Source organism: Kribbella sp. NPDC056345, assembly GCF_042262745.1.
In the GTDB taxonomy this organism is placed as follows: Bacteria; Actinomycetota; Actinomycetes; order Propionibacteriales; family Kribbellaceae; genus Kribbella.
In genome coordinates, this window is record NZ_JBHJQQ010000005.1 from 434,415 (window position 1) to 452,999 (window position 18,585).

General features: G+C 69.1%; 16 protein-coding genes and 1 pseudogene. 6 read left to right on the forward strand and 11 right to left on the reverse strand.

Annotated features, from left to right (window positions below; genetic code table 11):
- Nucleotides 1-1,316 (reverse strand): annotated as a pseudogene (locus ACFCV3_RS20805) (hypothetical protein); the annotation flags it as partial.
- Nucleotides 1,303-2,382, reverse strand: coding sequence for a recombinase RecA (gene recA / locus ACFCV3_RS20810; RefSeq protein ID WP_132404563.1), 1,080 nt, complete (start codon nt 2,380-2,382; stop codon nt 1,303-1,305). The gene recA and the pseudogene ACFCV3_RS20805, both read right to left, overlap by 14 nt.
- Before the next feature lie 250 nt (nt 2,383-2,632).
- Between recA and ACFCV3_RS20815 the strand changes: the two genes are divergently transcribed.
- Complete coding sequence (locus ACFCV3_RS20815) at nt 2,633-3,424, forward strand: hypothetical protein (RefSeq protein WP_376032079.1); 792 nt, start codon at nt 2,633-2,635, stop codon at nt 3,422-3,424.
- A 35-nt stretch (nt 3,425-3,459) separates the two neighbouring features.
- Nucleotides 3,460-4,026, forward strand: coding sequence for a GrpB family protein (locus ACFCV3_RS20820; RefSeq protein WP_376032080.1), 567 nt, complete (start codon nt 3,460-3,462; stop codon nt 4,024-4,026).
- A gap of 4 nt (nt 4,027-4,030) precedes the next feature.
- On the opposite strand, the gene ACFCV3_RS20825 is transcribed toward ACFCV3_RS20820, so the two are convergent.
- Entirely contained in the window at nt 4,031-4,225 is a 195-nt protein-coding gene (locus ACFCV3_RS20825; RefSeq protein WP_344164258.1) for a DUF3046 domain-containing protein, read from the reverse strand.
- Nucleotides 4,222-5,304 carry an LppM family (lipo)protein gene (locus ACFCV3_RS20830; protein ID WP_376032083.1) on the reverse strand — a complete coding sequence of 361 codons (1,083 nt, stop codon included), beginning with the start codon at nt 5,302-5,304 and terminating at the stop codon, nt 4,222-4,224. The genes ACFCV3_RS20825 and ACFCV3_RS20830 overlap by 4 nt, the downstream gene beginning before the upstream one ends.
- A 79-nt stretch (nt 5,305-5,383) precedes the next feature.
- Here ACFCV3_RS20830 and ACFCV3_RS20835 point away from each other — a divergent pair, with 79 nt between their 5' ends.
- Both ACFCV3_RS20835 and ACFCV3_RS20840 read left to right on the forward strand, forming a co-directional pair.
- Nucleotides 5,384-9,988, forward strand: a complete 4,605-nt coding sequence (locus ACFCV3_RS20835; protein ID WP_376032084.1) for an ATP-dependent helicase — start codon at nt 5,384-5,386, stop codon at nt 9,986-9,988.
- Nucleotides 9,981-10,778, forward strand: coding sequence for an Fpg/Nei family DNA glycosylase (locus tag ACFCV3_RS20840; protein WP_376032086.1), 798 nt, complete (start codon nt 9,981-9,983; stop codon nt 10,776-10,778). The genes ACFCV3_RS20835 and ACFCV3_RS20840 overlap by 8 nt, the downstream gene beginning before the upstream one ends.
- Nucleotides 10,779-10,945: 167 nt before the next feature.
- Here the strand turns inward: ACFCV3_RS20840 and ACFCV3_RS20845 are convergent, their stop codons facing one another.
- Both ACFCV3_RS20845 and ACFCV3_RS20850 read right to left on the reverse strand, forming a co-directional pair.
- Nucleotides 10,946-11,743, reverse strand: a complete 798-nt coding sequence (locus ACFCV3_RS20845) for an alpha/beta fold hydrolase (RefSeq protein ID WP_376032088.1) — start codon at nt 11,741-11,743, stop codon at nt 10,946-10,948.
- 37 nt (nt 11,744-11,780) lie between these two features.
- On the reverse strand, nt 11,781-12,566 hold the full coding sequence (locus ACFCV3_RS20850; protein ID WP_376032090.1) for a MerR family transcriptional regulator: 786 nt from the start codon (nt 12,564-12,566) through the stop codon (nt 11,781-11,783).
- Nucleotides 12,567-12,913: 347 nt separating this feature from the next.
- On the opposite strand from ACFCV3_RS20850, the gene ACFCV3_RS20855 reads away from it, so the two are divergent.
- The gene (locus tag ACFCV3_RS20855) at nt 12,914-13,354 is read left to right on the forward strand and encodes a DUF4262 domain-containing protein (RefSeq protein ID WP_376032092.1); all 441 of its coding nucleotides are present in this window, start codon (nt 12,914-12,916) and stop codon (nt 13,352-13,354) included.
- Nucleotides 13,355-13,407: 53 nt separating this feature from the next.
- On the opposite strand, the gene ACFCV3_RS20860 is transcribed toward ACFCV3_RS20855, so the two are convergent.
- The 3 genes from ACFCV3_RS20860 to ACFCV3_RS20870 all read right to left on the reverse strand — a co-directional run bounded on the left by ACFCV3_RS20860 (nt 13,408) and on the right by ACFCV3_RS20870 (nt 15,284).
- Nucleotides 13,408-13,698: a helix-turn-helix domain-containing protein gene (locus tag ACFCV3_RS20860; protein ID WP_132404581.1), complete on the reverse strand. Its 291-nt coding sequence runs from the start codon at nt 13,696-13,698 to the stop codon at nt 13,408-13,410.
- A gap of 163 nt (nt 13,699-13,861) precedes the next feature.
- Nucleotides 13,862-14,353 carry a CinA family protein gene (locus ACFCV3_RS20865; RefSeq protein ID WP_376032094.1) on the reverse strand — a complete coding sequence of 164 codons (492 nt, stop codon included), beginning with the start codon at nt 14,351-14,353 and terminating at the stop codon, nt 13,862-13,864.
- Nucleotides 14,354-14,408: 55 nt separating this feature from the next.
- Nucleotides 14,409-15,284, reverse strand: a complete 876-nt coding sequence (locus ACFCV3_RS20870) for a LysR family transcriptional regulator (protein ID WP_376032096.1) — start codon at nt 15,282-15,284, stop codon at nt 14,409-14,411.
- A 72-nt stretch (nt 15,285-15,356) separates the two neighbouring features.
- Here ACFCV3_RS20870 and ACFCV3_RS20875 point away from each other — a divergent pair, with 72 nt between their 5' ends.
- On the forward strand, nt 15,357-16,292 hold the full coding sequence (locus ACFCV3_RS20875; RefSeq protein ID WP_376032098.1) for a DMT family transporter: 936 nt from the start codon (nt 15,357-15,359) through the stop codon (nt 16,290-16,292).
- Here ACFCV3_RS20875 and pgsA read toward each other — a convergent pair.
- Together pgsA and ACFCV3_RS20885 are read right to left on the reverse strand one after the other, a co-directional pair.
- Nucleotides 16,238-16,852: a CDP-diacylglycerol--glycerol-3-phosphate 3-phosphatidyltransferase gene (gene pgsA / locus ACFCV3_RS20880; RefSeq protein ID WP_376032100.1), complete on the reverse strand. Its 615-nt coding sequence runs from the start codon at nt 16,850-16,852 to the stop codon at nt 16,238-16,240. The two genes, ACFCV3_RS20875 and pgsA, sit on opposite strands and share 55 nt — an antisense overlap.
- On the reverse strand, nt 16,849-18,564 hold the full coding sequence (locus tag ACFCV3_RS20885) for a MiaB/RimO family radical SAM methylthiotransferase (RefSeq protein WP_376032102.1): 1,716 nt from the start codon (nt 18,562-18,564) through the stop codon (nt 16,849-16,851). The genes pgsA and ACFCV3_RS20885 overlap by 4 nt, the downstream gene beginning before the upstream one ends.
- Nucleotides 18,565-18,585 lie beyond the last annotated feature (21 nt).

Here is an 18,585-nt window from a genome sequence, read left to right on the forward strand (position 1 = left end):
CCCCACACATCCCCCACGGCCTCCCGCGAGGCCCGCGCAGCCGCACCACCCCGCCCACGCCGCACCGCAGGAACCTCAACTGCCTCGGGAGCAGACACATCCCCCACGGCATCCCGCGAGAGCCGCGCAGCCACACCACCCCGCCCACGCCGCACCACTGGAACCGCATCCGCCACGGCCGCCTCGGAAGCAGACGCATCCACCACGGCATCCCGCGAGGCCCGCGCAGCCGCACCACCCCGCCCACGCCGCACCGCAGGAACCTCAACTGCCTCGGGAGCAGACGCATCCACCTCGGCATCAACTGTGCTCGCAGCAGCAGACGAGGTATTCGAGGTCCGGTGTTGCGGCGCAGCAGGGCCGGCTGGCTCGGCGGGTGAGTCTGTCCCCCAAACATCAGCGGCCGGGTTCCGCGCCGCCTGGGCGGAGTTTGCCTTCGGCTCGGTGGAGCTGGGCCCCGCCGTGCTGGACGCGGCTGGCGATTGCGCGCCGGGCAGGTCGGAGGTCGAGGCGGGAGTGTCGTCGGCCCAGGGGTCAAAGCGGGTGGGCTGCTCTAGCACTGAGGCAGCCGTGCCGGACTCTTCGGTTCCGGCGAAGGCTTTGGCCTCGGCCCAGTAGTCGGCCGACTCGCTCCGCCTGATTCCGGTACTGCGGCGCTTCGTGCTCTCCGGGTCGTCCCCGGCGAAGTCGTCGTCCAAGTCGCCCCAAGGGTCAACCGTCCGGCCGGCAGCCTGACGCCCACCAGCACGTACTCCAGCATCGCCATCGCCAGCGCCAGCGGCATCGGCATCGGCATCGGCATCGGCAAGCTTCTCGCTCGGCATCACATCCCGCCGACCCCGAGCGGCCGAACCACGGGCCGCGCCAGTCTTCCGCGCCACCGCACCGCCCGCGCCAGTCTTCCGTGCTGCCGCACCGCCCGCTCCGGTAGACCCAGCCGCCAGCGCGCCGCCGTCCACCCGCGCCGAACCGGCCGCTCCCGCATCGCCGCTCACACCGACCGCACCGGCCGCTCCCGCATCGCCGCTCACACCGGTCGAGCCAGCCGCATTGTCTGGGTCAGGCGGGTTGCCTGCGCTCAGCGTCTCGCCGAGCGGAGCAGCGGTTTCAGCTGCGCTGGCTCGTTGCGGGCGGCTGGCTCGGGCTGAGGGCTTGGGGGCCGCGCTGTCGAGGGCGGCCGACCCGCGGGCCAGGAGTTGGCGGGCGTAGGCGAGACGCTCTTCGTGGGGCAGAGACAGCGCCGCGGGGGCAGCCTCTTCGGCAGGTGAGTGCCGAGGAGTGCTGCCGCCCGCGGTGGGTCGATCAGAAGTCGACATCGACCTCGGCGGCCTTGGCCTTGTCGTCGGCCGGCTGGTCCAGGGTCGGACCGATGCCCATCTTCTCCTTGATCTTCTTCTCCAGCTCGTTGGCCAGGTCGGGGTTGTCGCGCAGGAAGTTCCGCGCGTTCTCCCGGCCCTGACCGAGCTGGTCGCTCTCGTAGGTGAACCACGCACCCGCCTTGCGGACGAAGCCCTGGTCGACACCGAGGTCGAGCAGGCTGCCCTCGCGGCTGATGCCCTGGCCGTAGATGATGTCGAACTCGGCCTGCTTGAACGGCGGGGCCACCTTGTTCTTCACGACCTTGACGCGGGTCCGGTTGCCGACCACGTCGGTGCCGTCCTTCAGCGACTCGATCCGGCGCACGTCCAGCCGCACCGACGCGTAGAACTTCAGCGCCTTACCACCGGTCGTGGTCTCCGGGGAGCCGAACATCACGCCGATCTTCTCGCGCAGCTGGTTGATGAAGATCGCGGTCGTGTTCGTCCCGCTGACCGCACCGGTCATCTTCCGCAGCGCCTGGCTCATCAGCCGGGCCTGCAGACCGACGTGGCTGTCACCCATCTCGCCCTCGATCTCGGCGCGCGGCACCAGCGCGGCCACCGAGTCGATCACGACGATGTCGATCGCGCCGGAGCGGACCAGCATGTCGGCGATCTCCAGCGCCTGCTCACCGGAGTCGGGCTGCGAGACCAGCAGCGCGTCGGTGTCGACGCCCAGCTTCTTCGCGTAGTCCGGGTCGAGAGCGTGCTCGGCGTCGATGAAGGCCGCGATCCCGCCGGCCCGCTGTGCGTTCGCCACCGCGTGCAGGGCGACCGTCGTCTTACCGGAGGATTCCGGGCCGTAGATCTCCACCACGCGGCCGCGCGGGAGCCCGCCGATCCCGAGCGCGATGTCGAGCGCGATCGAACCGGTCGGGATGACCTCGATCGGCGGCCTGTTCTGCTCGCCCAGGCGCATCACCGAGCCCTTGCCACATGCGCGCTCGATCTGCGTCAGCGCGGTCGCAAGCGCCTTCTCGCGGTCGGCTTCCTTGCGCTCCGCGCTTGCTGTTGCACCAGCCATCAGACTGCCACCTGACCCATCTCGTAATCGGGGCGAACTTCCAGCCGCCCAAAGGATTTTCGTCTCGCCAGAGAAGATATTCGGCGCCACGGACAGTTTTCGCCGCCACCACGAATCTGTGGACAACCAGGCCGTCCGCCGCCCTTCCCGGAGCACAAACTATCCCGAACACCTGTTCGAATCACAAACTGACACGCCGAAGCCTGCCAAGGCAACCGAACTGGCCCGCCGACTCCTTACTCTTGCGGGCGTGACCGAGCGCCCGGACGTCCCCGATTCCGCCGTTGTCCTCGCCCTCAGCCGGGTCGAGTTCGGGATCGACTCCGTTCTCGACGCGCTCCGCACCCAGGATCCGTTCGGCATCCGCAGCCTGCTCACCGAGTACTCCGCGCAGGAGCGCCCCAACCTGGCCGAGAAGGGCCTGATCCTGGCGATCGACCGGTTGCTGCAGATGAAGGTCCCCGGCCATGCCGAGTGGCCGACGCTGCCGCTGGCCAAGCGCTGCGACTGGTGGGTCGAGCGGCTCGGCGGCTTCGCGGCCGTGATCGCGGGCCTGCCGCGAATCAGTGGTGCCGCGGCCGACCGGCTCCCGATCAAGGACACCCTCGGCGCGTCCGTCCAGGCGATGGTGATCGGCGCGGTCTGCCGCGAGTACGGCGTCGAGGCCCATGCCGACCGGGTAGCGGTGATCGCCCGTGTCCTCACCGACCGCCCGATCACCCCTGACGACGTCATCCGGTACGACGACCCGACCGCCGCCGGCCAGGATGTCGCCAAGCAGCTCGGCTTCGGCGATGACTCCGAGGAGGCCGGCCTGCGCAAGGGCGTCCGGCTGGTCTGGCGGATCAGCAAGCTGCTCGCCGGGCTCGGGGACGTCTTCGAGGAGCGGCCGCGCGGCAGTCTCGGGGCCCGGTTCATCGGCCAGCTGCCTGGGGTGGGCGTGATCGGTGGGTTCTTCGACGAGCGCAAGGGCATCCGCAAAGCGGCGTACGAGGCGGCGGATCTGCTCACCAACGGAACGTTCCGGGTCAAGCCGCTCTGATCGACCCTGGACTCGGCGGCTGGGATGATCGACCCATGAATGCGATCTCCGTCGTGCGCCCGGACGAGACCTGGCCCGCCCAGTTCGAGAAGACCGCGCAGGCGGTCCGGGTGATCCTCGGTGAACTCGCGCAGCGGATCGACCACATCGGCTCGACGTCGGTGCCCGGATTGCCGGCCAAGGACATCCTCGACATGCAGGTGACGGTCGCGGCGGAGTCCGAGCTGGACGACGCGGTCGAGCGGATGGTCGCCGAGAACTGGGACTTCCGCCCGAGCGCCAAGCGTGACCACCCCGTGCCCGGACTGCCCGCGGACGAGCACCACTGGATCAAACGCCTGGTGGTGGAGCCCATGTACCGCCGCCGGGTGAATCTGCACATCCGCGTGGCCGGCCGGGCCAACCAGCGCTATGCGTTGCTGTTCCGCGACTACCTGCGCAGTCACCCCGACACCGCACAGGCGTACGGCGAGTTCAAGCGCCGCGCGGCCGCCTTGCCGTTCGACAACGTCGGCGACTACGCGGAGCTGAAGGATCCGGTCTGCGACTTGATCTATCTCCCCGCCGAGGAGTGGGCCACCCGCACCGGCTGGACCGTCTGAGCGCTCAGCGCTCGCTGGGCGGCAGCTGCAGGTGGGCCCACACGGCCCGCCAGACCGTCTTGGCCGCCTCGCCCTCGGCCAGGGCCTCGACAACCGTGCGGCCCTCCAGTTCCTCCACGACCTGGGTCTCGGCCCAGGTCCGTGCGTACGCGGGACCGAGGTGATGGTCCATCCGCGCCCAGAACTCCGTCAGTCTCATGCGGGCCCGTTGTTGTCCTTCGGAGGTTGCTGTCCCCAGCCGCCCTGCTGCGGCGGCGGCTGCTGTCCGTGCTGCGGACCCTGAGGCGGCGGTCCCCACTGCCCAGGCTGCGGCTGCCCTGGGTACTGCGGCTGCCCCGGCTGCGGTCCCGGATACGGACCCGGCTGGCCCTGACCCGGCTGGCCCTGGCCTGGCTGGGGTCCCGGCTGACCGCCGTACGGCCCGGGCTGTCCCTGACCCGGCTGCGGACCGGGCTGACCGCCGTACTGGCCGGGCTGGCCGCCGTACTGACCTGGCTGACCGTACTGACTTGGACCCTGCGGCGGGTACTGCTGGGCGGGTCCGTAGCCCGGCTGGCCGCCGTCCTGCGGTCCCCACTGGCCCTGCTGGGGCTGGCCCGGATACTGCCCCGGGAACGGGGGTCCGTAGCCCTGCTGGGCTTTGGCCTTGCGGCTGCGCAGCAGGTAGAACGCGACCCCACCACCGGCCAGCAGCACCAGCACCACGATGAGCGCGATCGCCCAGGCCGGGAACCCACCGCCGGCCTTCGAGGTCAGCGAGATGTTGCCCAGCTTGTCGAGGCTGTCGTACGTCGCCGTCCGGCCGTCGACCCGGGCACCGCTGTCGTGCTCGAGGATCTTGCCCGGCATGGTGATCTTGAAGTTCACCTGCGGCTGCTGCCCGCCGCCCGCGAGCGAGCTGAGATCGGGCGCCTTGACGGTGACGACGATGTTGCCGTCCTGCTTGCGGAAGCCGACACCCTCGCCGCTCGACTGGCCCATCTTCTCGAACGGCACGTTGTCGAACGTGCACTTCTGACCGATGAACTGGTCGTCGTCGAGCGGCTGGCAGTCGACGCCCTCCGTGGTCAGCTGCTTGATGCTGGTACCGATCCGCTCCCGGATCTTGTCCAGGGACTGGCCACTGGCCTCCAGCAACTGTTTGTCGATGCCGATCTGCATCGACCCGGAGACGGTCTCGTCCGATCCGACCTTGAGGTCGGCATCGAGCTTCGCGCACCCGGTCAGGGCGAACAGACAGGCCACGACGATCGCGGCACGGAGGCGGCGGTTCTTCATGGTGACGATCATTCCAGACCGCGCCGACAACCTTCACATCGGAGGAAGGTATCGAAAACTGTCGGAGGCACCCGGCAAGATGGTCGTCGTGAAGAAAACCAGCGCGTTGAGCCGGTTCTCGCCCGCGACCCGGGCGTGGTTCGGCGACGTCTTCGAGGCGGCCACCCCGGCCCAGCTCGAGGCGTGGGACGCGATCACCGCGGGCCGGGACGCGCTGGTGGTCGCCCCGACGGGCTCGGGCAAGACGCTGGCTGCCTTCCTCTGGGCGCTCGACCGGCTCGCGACGAATCCGCCACCGGAGGATCCGAAGCTGCGCTGCCGGGTGCTCTACGTGTCACCGCTGAAGGCGCTGGCCGTCGACGTCGAGCGCAACCTGCGGGCACCGCTGATCGGGATCCGCGAGACCGCGCGGCGGCTCGGCGAGGCACCGATCGACGTCGAGGTCGCGGTGCGTTCCGGCGACACCCCGGCGGCCGACCGGCGGCGCTTCGCGACCCGGCCCTCCGATGTACTGATCACCACTCCGGAGTCTCTGTTCCTGCTGCTCACCTCGCAGGCGCGCGAGTCGTTACGCGGCGTCGACACGATCATCGTCGACGAAGTGCACGCCGTCGCCGGGACGAAACGCGGCGCCCACCTGGCGCTGACGCTCGAGCGGCTCGACGCATTACTGCCGAAGCCGGCGCAACGGATCGGGTTGTCGGCGACGGTCCGGCCGGTCGAGGAGGTCGCGCGGTTCCTCGGCGGCGAGCGACCCGTGACTGTGGTCCAGCCGAAGTTCACCAAGCAGTGGGATCTCAGCGTCGTCGTGCCGGTCGAGGACATGGCCGAGCTCGCGAGCACCGAGCTGGAGACCTCCGGTTCGGCCGCCGGGCCGCCGCAGCACGCCTCGATCTGGCCGCATGTCGAGGAGCAGGTCTTCAACCTGATCGAGCAGCATCGCTCGACCATCGTCTTTGCGAACTCACGCCGTCTCGCCGAGCGCCTGACTGCCAGGCTCAACGAGATCGCCGCCGAGCGCGCCGAGCTCGAGCTGGCTGAAGAGGGTTCACCGGCGCAGATCATGGCTCAGTCCGGCGCCTCGCTGGCCGCGCCGCCGCTGATCGCCAAGTCGCACCACGGCTCGGTCAGCAAGGAGCAACGGGCGCTGATCGAGGCAGATCTCAAGTCCGGCCGCTTGCCCTGTGTGGTTGCGACGAGCAGCCTCGAGCTCGGCATCGACATGGGCGCGGTCGACCTCGTCGTACAGGTCGAGGCGCCGCCTTCGGTGGCGAGCGGTCTGCAGCGCGTCGGCCGGGCCGGTCACCAGGTCGGCGCGGTGTCGCGCGGTGTGCTGTTCCCGAAGTTCCGCGGTGATCTGATCGATACCGCGGTCGTCGTGCAGCGGATGCGTGACGGGCTGATCGAGAGTCTGCACATCCCGGCCAATCCGCTCGACGTGCTGGCACAGCAGATCGTGTCGATCGTTGCCCTCGACACCATCGATGTCGACGAGCTCTTCGCTCTGGTACGACGCTGCGCCCCGTTCGCGACGTTGCCCCGCTCGGCGTACGACGGGGTGCTCGACATGTTGTCCGGCCGCTATCCGTCGGACGAGTTCGCCGAGCTGCGGCCGCGGATCGTGTTCGACCGGGTCAGCGGGGAGATCTCCGGCCGGCCGGGCGCCCAGCGGCTGGCGGTGACCAGCGGCGGCACGATCCCGGACCGCGGCCTCTTCGGCGTCTTCCTGGTCGGCGAGTCGACCAACCACCGCGTCGGTGAGCTGGACGAGGAGATGGTGTACGAGTCGCGGGTCGGCGACGTCTTCACCCTCGGCGCTTCGAGCTGGCGGATCGAGGACATCACCCACGACCGGGTGCTGGTCTCCCCCGCGCCCGGGCAGCCGGGGCGGTTGCCGTTCTGGAAGGGCGACGCTGTCGGCCGACCGGCCGAGCTCGGCGCGGCCACGGGTGCCTTCGTGCGGAAGATGGCATCGCTGCCGACCGCCAAGGCAGTCGAGCGTGCGCGCGCCGCGGGCCTGGACGAGTATGCGGCGAACAACCTCGTCTCCTACCTGGCCGAGCAGCGCGAAGCGACGAGCCGGGTGCCCGACGACGTGACGATTCTCGTGGAGCGTTTCCGCGATGAGCTCGGCGACTGGCGAGTCTGCATCCACTCGCCGTACGGCGGCCAGGTGCACGGGCCGTGGGCCCTGGCGATCGCGGCCCGGTTGCGCGAGCGGTACGGGATGGATGCGCAGTCGGTGTCCGGTGACGACGGGATCGTGCTGCGGCTGCCGGAGACCGACGAGGCGCCGCCTGGTGCCGACCTGGTGCTGTTCGACCCGGCGGAGATCGAGGATCTGGTCACCGCCGAGGTCGGTGGATCGGCGCTGTTCGCAGCGCGCTTCCGTGAGTGCGCTGCGCGAGCCCTGCTGCTCCCCCGGCGGAATCCGGGGCGCCGGTCGCCGCTGTGGCAGCAGCGTCAGCGTTCTGCACAGCTCCTCAGCGTCGCCAGCAAGTACGGTTCGTTCCCGATCGTGCTCGAGACATTGCGTGAGGTTCTGCAAGACGTCTACGACCTGCCGGCCCTGAAGGAGCTGCTGACCGGTATCAGCGAGCGCCGGATCTCCGTGGTCGAGGTGGAGACCACCGAAGCGTCACCGTTCGCGAAGTCGTTGCTGTTCGGCTACGTCGGCGCGTTCATGTACGAGGGCGACACACCACTCGCGGAGAAGCGGGCGGCCGCGCTGTCGCTGGATCAGGGTCTGCTCGCCGAGCTGCTCGGTCGCACCGAGCTGCGGGAGCTGCTCGACGCCGAGGTCGTGTTGCGGACAGAGGCCGAGCTGCAGCGTCTCGCCGAGGACCGGCGTGCGCGCGATGCCGAAGGCCTGTTCGACGTACTGCGTCTGGTCGGGCCGCTGTCGGTGTCCGAGGCCTCGCAGCGTTGTGTCGAGGACGCGGACGCCGAGTCCTGGTTGACGGATCTGGCCGCAGCGCGGCGAGTGGTCCGGGTGCGGATCGCCGGTGAGCACCGGTGGGCGGTCGTCGAGGACGTCGCGCGCTTGCGCGATGCGCTCGGCGTGCCGTTGCCGCCCGGGATCGCGGAGGCGCATGCCGAGCCGGTCGCCGATCCGCTCGGCGATCTCGTGTCTCGGTATGCGCGGACGCACGGTCCGTTCCGGGCCATCGATCTGGCCACCCATTTGGGGATCGGCGTCGCGGTTGTCAGTGACGCCCTGCGCCGGCTGGCTGCGGCCGGCCGGGTCGTCGAGGGTGAGTTCCTGCCGGGCGGCATCGCGATGGAGTGGTGTGACAGCGAGATTCTCCGGCTGCTGCGCCGGCGTTCGCTCGCCGCGCTGCGCAAGGAGGTCGAGCCGGTCGACCCGTCGGCGCTGGCTCGCTTCCTGCCGGCCTGGCAGGGAATCACGAGCAGCCGCGGCCGTGGGTACGACGTACTGCTCGGAGCCGTTGAGCAGTTGGCCGGATGCGCCGTACCGGCGTCGGCTCTGGAGTCGATCGTGCTGCCGTCGCGGGTGCCCGGATACCAGCCGTCGATGCTGGACGAGCTGACCGCGACCGGTGAAGTGGTGTGGGCCGGTTCGGGGTCGTTGCCGGGGACCGATGGCTGGGTGTCGTTGCACTTGGCCGACAACTGCGATCTGACGCTGCCCGATCCGGACCCGTCGTTCGAGATCGGTGACACTCATCAGGCTGTCCTCGATGCGCTGTCGGGTGGCGGTGCGTACTTCTTCCGTCAGCTCAGCGATGCGGTGGGTGCGGCGGCCGGAGTGGTGGACGACGAGACGCTGGTGACCGTGCTGTGGGATCTGGTCTGGGCGGGGCATCTCTCCAACGACACGCTGACGCCGGTGCGATCGCTGGTCGGCGGCGGTCGAGGTAGTCATCGCACCCGCCGCGCAACACCACGTGCGCGGCCAGGACGCCCGGCGCGGCCGGGTCGGCCGGCGATGCCCGCACGCAGCGGTCCGCCGACTGCCGGCGGGCGCTGGTCGTTGCTTCCGGCCCGCAACGAGGACACGACCCGGCGGGCCCATGCCGCCGCCGAGACCTTGCTCGACCGGTACGGGATCGTCACGCGGGGCTCGGTGATCACCGAGCGAACTCCGGGTGGGTTCGCCGCCGTGTACAAGGTGCTGAGTGCCTTCGAGGAGTCCGGTCGGTGCCGTCGCGGGTATTTCGTGGCCGGGCTCGGAGCTGCGCAGTTCGCGTTGCCGGGCGCGGTCGATCGGCTTCGGGCGCTGGCTGAGCTGCCGGGTTCGCTCGGTGGTGCTGGTGGTGGCGCCAGGCGCGGGCGGCGCGATGAGGAGCCGGCCACGCGGGCCGTCGTACTGGCTGCATCCGATCCAGCGAATCCGTACGGGGCCGCGCTGCCGTGGCCCGAGCGTGACGGCGCCAACGGGCATCGACCCGGGCGGAAGGCCGGTGCTCTGGTCGTCATGGTCGACGGGCAACTCATCGTGTACGTCGAGCGCGGCGGGCGGACCGTGCTGAGCTTCACCGAGGACGTCGACCTGTTGCAGCCGGCCGTTGATGCGCTGGCGCTGTCGATCAGGGACGGTCAGCTGGGCAAGCTGAGTGTCGAGACGGCAGATGGCGAGCAGGTTCGGCACACTGCGTTCGGAGATGCCCTGGCCAAGGCCGGCTTCCACGCCACTCCGCGGGGGCTCCGGCTCCGTGCCTGAGGGTGACACCGTCTGGCGGGCCTGCAGACGTCTTGATCAGGCTCTTGGCGGGCAGGAGCTGATCCGGACGGACTTCCGCGTCCCGGCACTCGCGACCACCGACCTGAGCGGCCGGACGGTCGTCGAGGTCGTTGCTCGCGGCAAGCATCTGCTGATGCGGCTATCCGGCGGACTGACCCTGCACAGCCACTTCCGGATGGACGGCAGCTGGCATCTGTACCGGCCGGACGAGCAGTGGCGTGGTGGGCCCGCCCACCAGGTGCGCGCGGTGCTCGAGACGGCACCCTGGACGGCCGTGGGCTACCGCCTGCCCGTGCTCGACCTCGTCGCGACGGACGCGGAGGACACGGTCGTCGGCCACCTCGGCCCGGATCTCCTGTCCCCCGACTTCGACCGAGACCAAGCGATCGCGAACCTGCAGGCAGAGCCTGATCGCACGATCAGTGAAGCGCTCCTCGATCAGCGCAACCTCGCTGGAATCGGCAACTTCTACCGCACCGAGGTCTGCTTCCTGCTCGGCCTGCATCCGTGGCTCCCGGTCGCGGCAGTCGACCTCGGCGCGGCCGTCGACCTCAGCCGTCGACTCCTGAAGGCAAACCTCCGCAACGGCACCCAGGTCAGCACCGGGAACGACCGACCCGGTCAACGCACCTGGGTCTTCGAGCGAGCCGGCAAACCCTGCCGCCGCTGCCGGACCACCATCAGTACGGCGATGATCGGCGACCCACCCCGGGACCGCGTCAGCTACTGGTGCCCAACCTGCCAGCCCGCCGCCGATTCCCGCCCGTAGACCGAACAATCCGACGCACTTTCCACGCTCCCTGCAGCTCGCCCCCTGGCCAGCGTCGTCGGCGAGTGCGGGGAGCAAGTCGCCGACTGGACGCACCGTGCTGCCGGACACCGGTTTCTGGCAACAATCCCCTTCCACTCAAAGCCCGGCGGGCACTCCACACGTCTTCAGTTTCCCTTGCGGTTGAGGGCGGCGACCTCACGTACGGCCTCGGCGATGGCGCGATAGTCCTTACGCAGGATCGAACCGTGGTTGCTGGCGACCTTCGCGCTGATTTGGATGTTCGGATTGCGGGCAGTCACCGCAGGGAGGCTGGCGCGTACCCGTTCGTGCCCGCCCTGGCTTCCGAAGGACTCCCCGGAAGCGACCACGTAGCGCGCCGGGACGGTGATGCTGTCCAGCACGGGGCCCAGGTCACGCTCGCGGGCGATCTTGCCGACCTCGACGTTGCTGTCCGCCAGCTGGTCGGCGGTCATCCGTGGAGCCAGACCGAACGGGCGCAACAGCTGCATGGGCCACCAGATCCGCTTCCAGATCTTGCGCATCCCTGGCTCCATGGAATCGTCGAACCAGTCGTAGGGCTGCGCGCCCTCCACCAAGACCGCGCCCACGGTGCGGTCCGGATTCCGACTGGCCCAGTGCGCCGCGACAAACGCTCCATAGGACCAGCCCACCACCACCGCCCGGGCCACACCCCGGGCCTCGAGGACAGCATCGACATCTCGGATGTTCGTCTCGAACGAATAGTCCGCCGAACGCTTCGACTTGCCACGCCCCCGCATGTCGTAGGTGATGTGCCGCCACTCCGTCCCCAACTCGGCAAGGACCCGCCGCCAGTTCCGCTGAACGGCGGCGTGGCCGTTGAGGTAGATCACGGGGACACCGTCGCCCTCGGTGTCGGTCACGGCCAAGGCCGAATCGTCGATGGGGACCATGCCGGTCCAGGGGGACAGCTTGAGGTTCATGGTTTCCCTTCTCAAAAGTGAATCGCGAACGGACTGGTTAGCCGCGGGGCTCGGCCAGCCGCTCGATCCTGTTCCAGCCGGACCAGCCGCGCTCGCGCATCAGGTCCCGCATCCGCTCCGTCCGCGGGTCGGACTCGACGGCGAGTGCGTCCAGAAGGTCCAGCGGTAGGTCGTCGTGCGCGACCTCGTCGGGGTTGATCTCGCCGGAGGTGTAGGCCTGCTCGGCCAGGCCGGCCATGATGTCGGCGGCTTCGGCCAGACGCGGGTCGTCGTCGCCTGCATCGTCGTTGTCGATGATCTCCGACAGGATCCGGTAGAGCCGAACGAGTTGCGGGTCATCGAGCTGCGCGACTTTGGCAGCCATCACCGCGGGGATGTCTTCGGGCCAGGCGGCGACAACCAGGATCCACCCGTCTGTCTCGGCCTCCACGATTCGCTCTGATACCCCGATCTCCCGCAGCAGATCGAGGTAGGAGGTCACCTCCGGCGGGAGCGTCAGACTGTCCCCGGCAGCGAGCTGCGCGATCTGCTTGCGGCTGGTCTCGAGCTGTTCGATCTCGTCGCGCAGGCGACTGTCGATCCGTTGGACCGCGTCGGCAAAGGTCGATGCGTCGGCCTGGAGCATCTGACCGATCTGAGACAGCGGCACGCCGGCGTTGGCGAGGGTGCGGATCTTGATGAGCGACACGGCCGCCTTCGCGCCGTAGCGCCGGTAGCCCGAGGAGTCCCGGTCCGCTTCGGGCAGGAGTCCGATCTGGTGATAATGCCGCACGGCCCGCACCGTGACACCGGCATACGCAGCCAATTGACCAATGGTCAGCATGTTCTGATCCTGCTCTCAACTTCGCCTGGACCCGGTCGCGCCGGATTGCAGGCCCTGGACCTGGTCGGTTGCCGGCGGGATGCTCATGACAGCCAGCATGCAGGGTTGACGCGACGTCAGGGTCAAGTCCGCCGCCGGGGCCGGCGAGTGCGGGGAGCATGTCGTCGACCGGAAGCACCGTGCTGCCGGACTTCGGTTTCCGGCGACACTCAAAGCCCGGCCGCTGCCACGCGGCGGACGGCGGCCAGGCGCGGGGGAAGTGGGTTGTGGATAACTGCGGTCGTGGGCCGGGAACTGGATATCTTCTCCGGCGTATCGAACATCTGTTCGAGTGAGAGGAGAAGTTGATGTGTGACGTCTGCGGTGGCATCACCGCCCCGGAGTTCTCGCGATCGATCGAGGCGAAGGTCCGGACGTACGGCTGGACCCTGGTGCACGTCCAGGGTGACGGCGAGCGGAATCCGGCCTTCGGCTACACGATCGGGCTCACGCAGTACGGCCATCCCGAGATCATCGTGTTCGATCCGGTGCCGGCCTCGGCCTATCTGAGCCTGAAGCCACTCGCCTGGGCCGTGCTCGAGGGCAACACCTTCGGCGAGGGTGATGATCTGGCGGCGTTCTTTCCACCACCGGAGCGTGCCGAGCTGCTGCAGTTCCCCGATTCGGCGAACCATCTGTTCACCGCCAACAGCATCTTCCGGGCGGCGGGCGATCCACCGCTCCCCGCCTTACAGCTCGTGCGGTCGAGCCTGAGTCCGCTGCTGAGCCACCGCGGGGGACGCCGATGACAACAGCAACCGGCCGCCCCCGATCTGCCGGGACGGCCGGATGTCGACGACGGTCAGGCCGCGGAGGCCACGACCTCCGGCTCGATGGCCGGATGCGCCAGGACCAGGGCCTCTTCACGGGCCAGGTCTTCGCTCACCTCAGCGAACACAGCCGAGAGCGGCACCTCCAAGGCCATACAGATCGCCGCCAGCAGCTCGCTGGAGGCCTCCTTCTGGCCGCGCTCCACCTCGGACAGATAGCCGAGACTGACGCGCGCATCGGCAGACACCTCGCGAAGAGTGCGCCCCTGGCGCAGCCGCTTGCGCCGCAGGACGTCGCCCAGCAGGCCACGAACCAGCACCATGAGGTTTCTCCCTTCCGCCTGTCCGGTCGTTGCTACTCGCACCGTAGCCCGACCGTGGGAACCAACGGTACCTGTTGCCGGGTCACTACTCCTCGCAATGTCCACCTTCGGTGCGCCGCGCCAGTCTGCCTTACCTGTTCCCATGCTGGTCTCAACACCCCGTTCAGTCGAGTTCTTCCGCCACAAGTGTCGCTACGAGTTCCAGCGCGGCCACCACAGTGCCCTGCCGGACCGCACTCCGGTTCCCACTCAGCTGCAGCTTGCGCACCTGCACAGATCCCGGTCCGGCCGCCGCGACGTACACCGTGCCCGCCTCGACCCCCGCCTGGGGGTCCGGCCCGGCCACACCGGTCGTGGCAAGCCCGTAGGTGGCCTCCAGACGCTCTCGCACGCCGGTGGCGAGCGCTGCTGCAGTGTCGGGGTGAACCGGGCCCACAGCGTCCAGAAGGTCCTGCGGAACGCCCGCAAGCTTGGCCTTCAGGTCCGTCGCGTAGACCACTACTCCACCCCGGTAAACCGCAGACACCCCCGCCACGTCCGTCAGAGCCGCGCCGACCATCCCCCCGGTCAACGACTCAGCAGTAGCCAAAGTCTCGCCCCGAGCCTTCAAAACTCCGACCAACCACTCGACCCCGCGTGAACCGCTGCTCTGCATACCCCCATTTCACCCCATGCTGTACGGCCGCGACGTTCGTCCGCGCGGGTTGTCGTCAGGCGAGGCTGTGGAACGGCTGCCCTCGCCAAGTGTGGTCGGCGAGGTCGAGGAATGCTCGGGCCGGGCCGATCCGTGGTGCGTGCTTGGTGACAAGGGTGAGGCAGCGGCGACTCGCCGGAGTGATGGGTATCGCGACGAGTCCTTGCCGGTCGGTGAAGGAGAGCTCGGGTATCACTGTGATCCCGACCTGCTCGCGGACAAGTGCGAGCAGAGTGGCCATGTCCCGGACGCGGAGCTTGTGGCGCAGAGTCAGGCCGGCCGCCTTGTACAGCTCGCGGATCAGTGGTTCGCAACCGCCATCGGACAGGACGAAGGGATCGTCGTCGAGGTCGGCTAGGGTGATGGACTCTTGCCCGGCAAGCGCATGGCCGCGGTCGAGTACAGCGACCATCCGGTCCTCGGCAAGCGGCGTGCCGTCGGCGAAGTCCGTCCTGCTGCGAACCGCGAGATCGGCGATCTCGTCATCGAGCCAGCCGTCTACCTCGTCGTCGGTGCCTTCGAGGAGTACCACCTCGACATCCGGGTAGCGGCGGCCGAACTCGGCGACCAAGGGCGGCAGCAGCTGGCAGGCGCTCGGTACGCCGGCCAGGCGGAGGCGGCCGGCGTACCTGCCGGTGGCTGCAGCTGCGTCCTCGGCGATTCGGTCGACACGGTGGAGCGCTTCCCGGGCGTGGCGCAGTATGCGCTCACCGTGGGCGGTGACGACGACACCGGTCCGGCTGCGATGAATCAGGGGCAGGCCGAGTTCTCGCTCCAGTGAGGCGACGGCATGGCTGGCACCGGACTGGGTCAGGCCGAGGACTGCGGCAGCCAGGGTGAAACTCCCTTCGTCAACAACGCCGACGAAGGCTCGGAGCTGTGCGAGATTCATGAGTCCCTCTCATGCTCTGATGAGTTACACATGTTTGCCTCCTCTTCACAGCATGGCCTATTCCTTTGAGGCATGACAAACCGTTCGACCGCCGGTGCCAGCCTGTTGCTGGTGACGGTGGCAGCTTTGTGGGGTGCCTCGTTCCTGTTCATCCGGATCGCCGTACCAGCCCTCGGCCCGGTGGTGCTGATGGAGGCGCGTGTCCTGATCGCCGGACTGATTCTGCTTGCGGTCGTGGCCGGACTCGGCCGGCTACCGAACTGGCGGACGGATTGGAAGGGGTACGTCGTCCTCGGAACGCTCTCAGCCGCAGTGCCGTTCACATTGATTGCCGTGGCGGAGCTGTGGTTGACCGCCTCCCTGGCCGCGATCCTCAACGCCACCACGCCGCTGTTCACCCTGCTGATCGGCGCAGCACGTCGACAGGAAGAACTCTCGACGTATCGGCTGGCAGGCGTTCTCCTCGGGCTACTCGGGGTTTGCGTTGTCGTCGGACTGGGTCCGCTGCAGGTCGACCTGGAGCTGGCGTTCGGCGTCGTTGCGAGCTTGGCCGCGGCGGTGTTGTACGCCGTCGGTGGGCTGTACGCGAAGGCGAGGTTTCCCTCCACTCCACCGACGACCGTTGCCACCGGTCAGCAACTGGGGGCCGCGCTGGTTCTGTTGCTGCCGAGTTTTGCCTTGCCTCCGCGCGGACTCCCCAGCCCGGGCATCGCGGTCGCCGTACTGGCTCTGTCCGTTGGCTGCACCGCGGTCGGCTTCGCACTGTTCTACCGGATCCTGGCGCTGGTGGGTCCGACAGGTGCGCTGTCTGTGACGTTCCTGGTGCCGGTGTTCGGCTTGCTGTGGGGCAGCGTGTTCCTGGATGAGCACTTCACCGTCAGCACGATCATCGGCCTGCTGGTCATCCTGTCCGGCGTCGCCCTGGTCACCAGACGGCCCCTGGTGCCGCATGACTACGGGAGGGGGTGTTTGGCGGCGGCGCGGAGGCGGAGGGCGCGGACCAGGTAGTCGACGCCGGTGATCAGGGTGACGGCTACGGCGGCGGTCATGAAGAGGATCGCCGTCCAGTGCAGGAGGCCGAAGGACTGCCACGGAAGGAGGTAGAGGCCGAGCGCGATCGCCTGGAGGACGGTCTTCAGTTTGCCGCCGCGGCTGGCGGGCATCACGCCGTGGCGGATGACCCAGAAACGGAGGGCGGTGACACCCCACTCGCGGACCAGTACGACGACGGTGACCCACCACGGGAGTTCGCCGAGAAGGGAGAGGCCGATGAAGGCGGCTCCGGTGAGGGCCTTGTCTGCGATCGGGTCGGCGATCTTGCCGAAGTTCGTGACCAGGTTCCAGCGGCGCGCGATGTCACCGTCGAAGCGGTCGGTGACGATCGCGACCACGAAGGCGCCGGTGGCGAGCAGGCGGGTGCCGGTGTCGTTGCCGTCGTGGCGGAGCAGCAGCCAGACGAACAGCGGAACCAGGACGAGCCGCAGCACGGTGAGCGCGTTCGGGACGTTCCAGGCGCTCGGCGCGTGGATCCGCCCGGCCTGCGGAACCGGGTTCGGCGGGTTGGTCACGCGGTCAGGTTAGCGGCCGGACGGTCGTCCTGGGGATTCACCACCGCGGCGAACTCCGCGATCAGGTCCACACCGTCGCTGCCGACCACCTTCGCGGAGACCAGATCACCGATCCGGACGCCCTCCGGAAGCCCGACCAACGTCGTCGAACCATCCACCTCAGGACCCTGGTGAGCCGCGCGTCCCTCACCCGTCTGCCCAGCCACCAGCGAATCGCCCGAGGCGTCCGTCCCCGCTGCGCCGGTGTCCGAGGAGTCGGTGTCGGACGTGTCGGGTTCGGGGGTGCCGAGGGATTCGACGAGGACCTCGACGAGTTCGCCGATGCGGGACTCGGCGCGGGCGGAGGTGAGGTCTTCGGCGAGGCGGGTGACGCGGTCGAGGCGGGCGGCGATGGTGTCCTCGTCGAGTTTGCCGTCGTAGGTCTCGGCCTCGGTGCCGTCCTCGTCGGAGTAGCCGAAGACGCCGATGGCGTCCAGGCCGGCCCGGGAGAGGAAGTCGCAGAGGATGTCGACGTCTTCTTCGGTCTCCCCCGGGAATCCGACGATGACGTTGCTGCGGATGCCGGCGGCCGGGGCGGCGGCGCGGACCTGGGCGATCAGTTCGAGGAAGCGTTCGGAGTCGCCGAAGCGGCGCATCCGGCGCAGGAGCGGGCCGGAGGCGTGCTGGAAGGAGAGATCGAAGTACGGGACGACGCCGGGGGTCGACGTCATCGAGGCGAGCAGCGTCGGGCGCATCTCGGCGGGCTGCAGGTACGAGACGCGCACCCGGGTGATGCCGGGGACCTCCGCGATGTCGGCGACCAGGGTCTCCAGGAGACGGAGATCGCCGAGGTCCTTGCCGTAGGAGGTCGAGTTTTCGGAGACCAGGAAGAGTTCGCGGACGCCGTTCTCCGCGAGCCAGTGGGCTTCGCCGAGGACCTCGGTGGGGCGGCGGGAGATGAAGGCACCGCGGAACATCGGGATCGCACAGAACGCACACCGGCGGTCACAACCCGACGCCAGCTTCAGCGGCGCCATCGGGCCACCGTCGAGCCGGCGGCGCATGACCCGCGGCCCACTGGCCGGAGCCGACGCGAGGTCGGGCGCGTCGATCTTCAGCTCCTCGCGGGCTCCACCGGAGGCAGCCACCATTCGCCCCTTGAGAGGCTGAGCGGTGTCGGCGGCAGAGTCCGGCGTACCAACCGGCTTGAGTGCAGCGGGGATGTGGTCACCGAGCGTGCCTGGACCGCCGTGCGCGTGGTCGCCGTGGCCGGGGGTTGCTACGGGGGTGGCTGACTGGCGGGCGGCTGGGCTCAGGGGGAGGAGTTTGCGGCGATCTCGGGGGGTGTGGGGGTGGTGCTTGGTGCCCGAGAGGATGGAGCGGAGGCGGTCGGAGATGTCGGCGTAGTCGTCGAAGCTGAGGACTGCGTCGGTCTCGGGGAGGGCCTCGGCGAGCTGGTCGCCGTAGCGCTCGGCGAGGCAGCCGACGGCGACGACGGCCTGGGTGCGGCCGGAGTCCTTGTAGTCGGCGGCCGCGAGCAGGGTGTCGACCGAGTCCTTCTTGGCGGCCTCGACGAAACCGCAGGTGTTCACCACCACGGTGTCCGCGTCGGCGGCGTCGTCGACGAGCTGGAAGCCGCCGGCCTCGAGGCGGCCGGCGAGTTCCTCGGAGTCGACGTCGTTGCGGGCACAGCCCAGCGTGACCAGGGCAACAGTGACGGGTGGCGTAGTCATCACTACGAGTATGACGCGCCG

Excerpts from the sequence above, each read along its gene's own strand:
- recA (WP_132404563.1), bottom strand. The coding sequence starts at position 2,382 with ATGGCTGGTGCAACAGCAAGCGCGGAGCGCAAGGAAGCCGACCGCGAG.
- ACFCV3_RS20820 (WP_376032080.1), top strand. The coding sequence starts at position 3,460 with ATGAATGCGATCTCCGTCGTGCGCCCGGACGAGACCTGGCCCGCCCAG.
- ACFCV3_RS20825 (WP_344164258.1), bottom strand. The coding sequence starts at position 4,225 with ATGAGACTGACGGAGTTCTGGGCGCGGATGGACCATCACCTCGGTCCC.
- ACFCV3_RS20830 (WP_376032083.1), bottom strand. The coding sequence starts at position 5,304 with ATGAAGAACCGCCGCCTCCGTGCCGCGATCGTCGTGGCCTGTCTGTTC.
- ACFCV3_RS20835 (WP_376032084.1), top strand. The coding sequence starts at position 5,384 with ATGGTCGTCGTGAAGAAAACCAGCGCGTTGAGCCGGTTCTCGCCCGCG.
- ACFCV3_RS20845 (WP_376032088.1), bottom strand. The coding sequence starts at position 11,743 with ATGAACCTCAAGCTGTCCCCCTGGACCGGCATGGTCCCCATCGACGAT.
- ACFCV3_RS20850 (WP_376032090.1), bottom strand. The coding sequence starts at position 12,566 with ATGCTGACCATTGGTCAATTGGCTGCGTATGCCGGTGTCACGGTGCGG.
- ACFCV3_RS20855 (WP_376032092.1), top strand. The coding sequence starts at position 12,914 with ATGTGTGACGTCTGCGGTGGCATCACCGCCCCGGAGTTCTCGCGATCG.
- ACFCV3_RS20860 (WP_132404581.1), bottom strand. The coding sequence starts at position 13,698 with ATGGTGCTGGTTCGTGGCCTGCTGGGCGACGTCCTGCGGCGCAAGCGG.
- ACFCV3_RS20865 (WP_376032094.1), bottom strand. The coding sequence starts at position 14,353 with ATGCAGAGCAGCGGTTCACGCGGGGTCGAGTGGTTGGTCGGAGTTTTG.
- ACFCV3_RS20870 (WP_376032096.1), bottom strand. The coding sequence starts at position 15,284 with ATGAATCTCGCACAGCTCCGAGCCTTCGTCGGCGTTGTTGACGAAGGG.
- ACFCV3_RS20875 (WP_376032098.1), top strand. The coding sequence starts at position 15,357 with ATGACAAACCGTTCGACCGCCGGTGCCAGCCTGTTGCTGGTGACGGTG.
- ACFCV3_RS20885 (WP_376032102.1), bottom strand. The coding sequence starts at position 18,564 with ATGACTACGCCACCCGTCACTGTTGCCCTGGTCACGCTGGGCTGTGCC.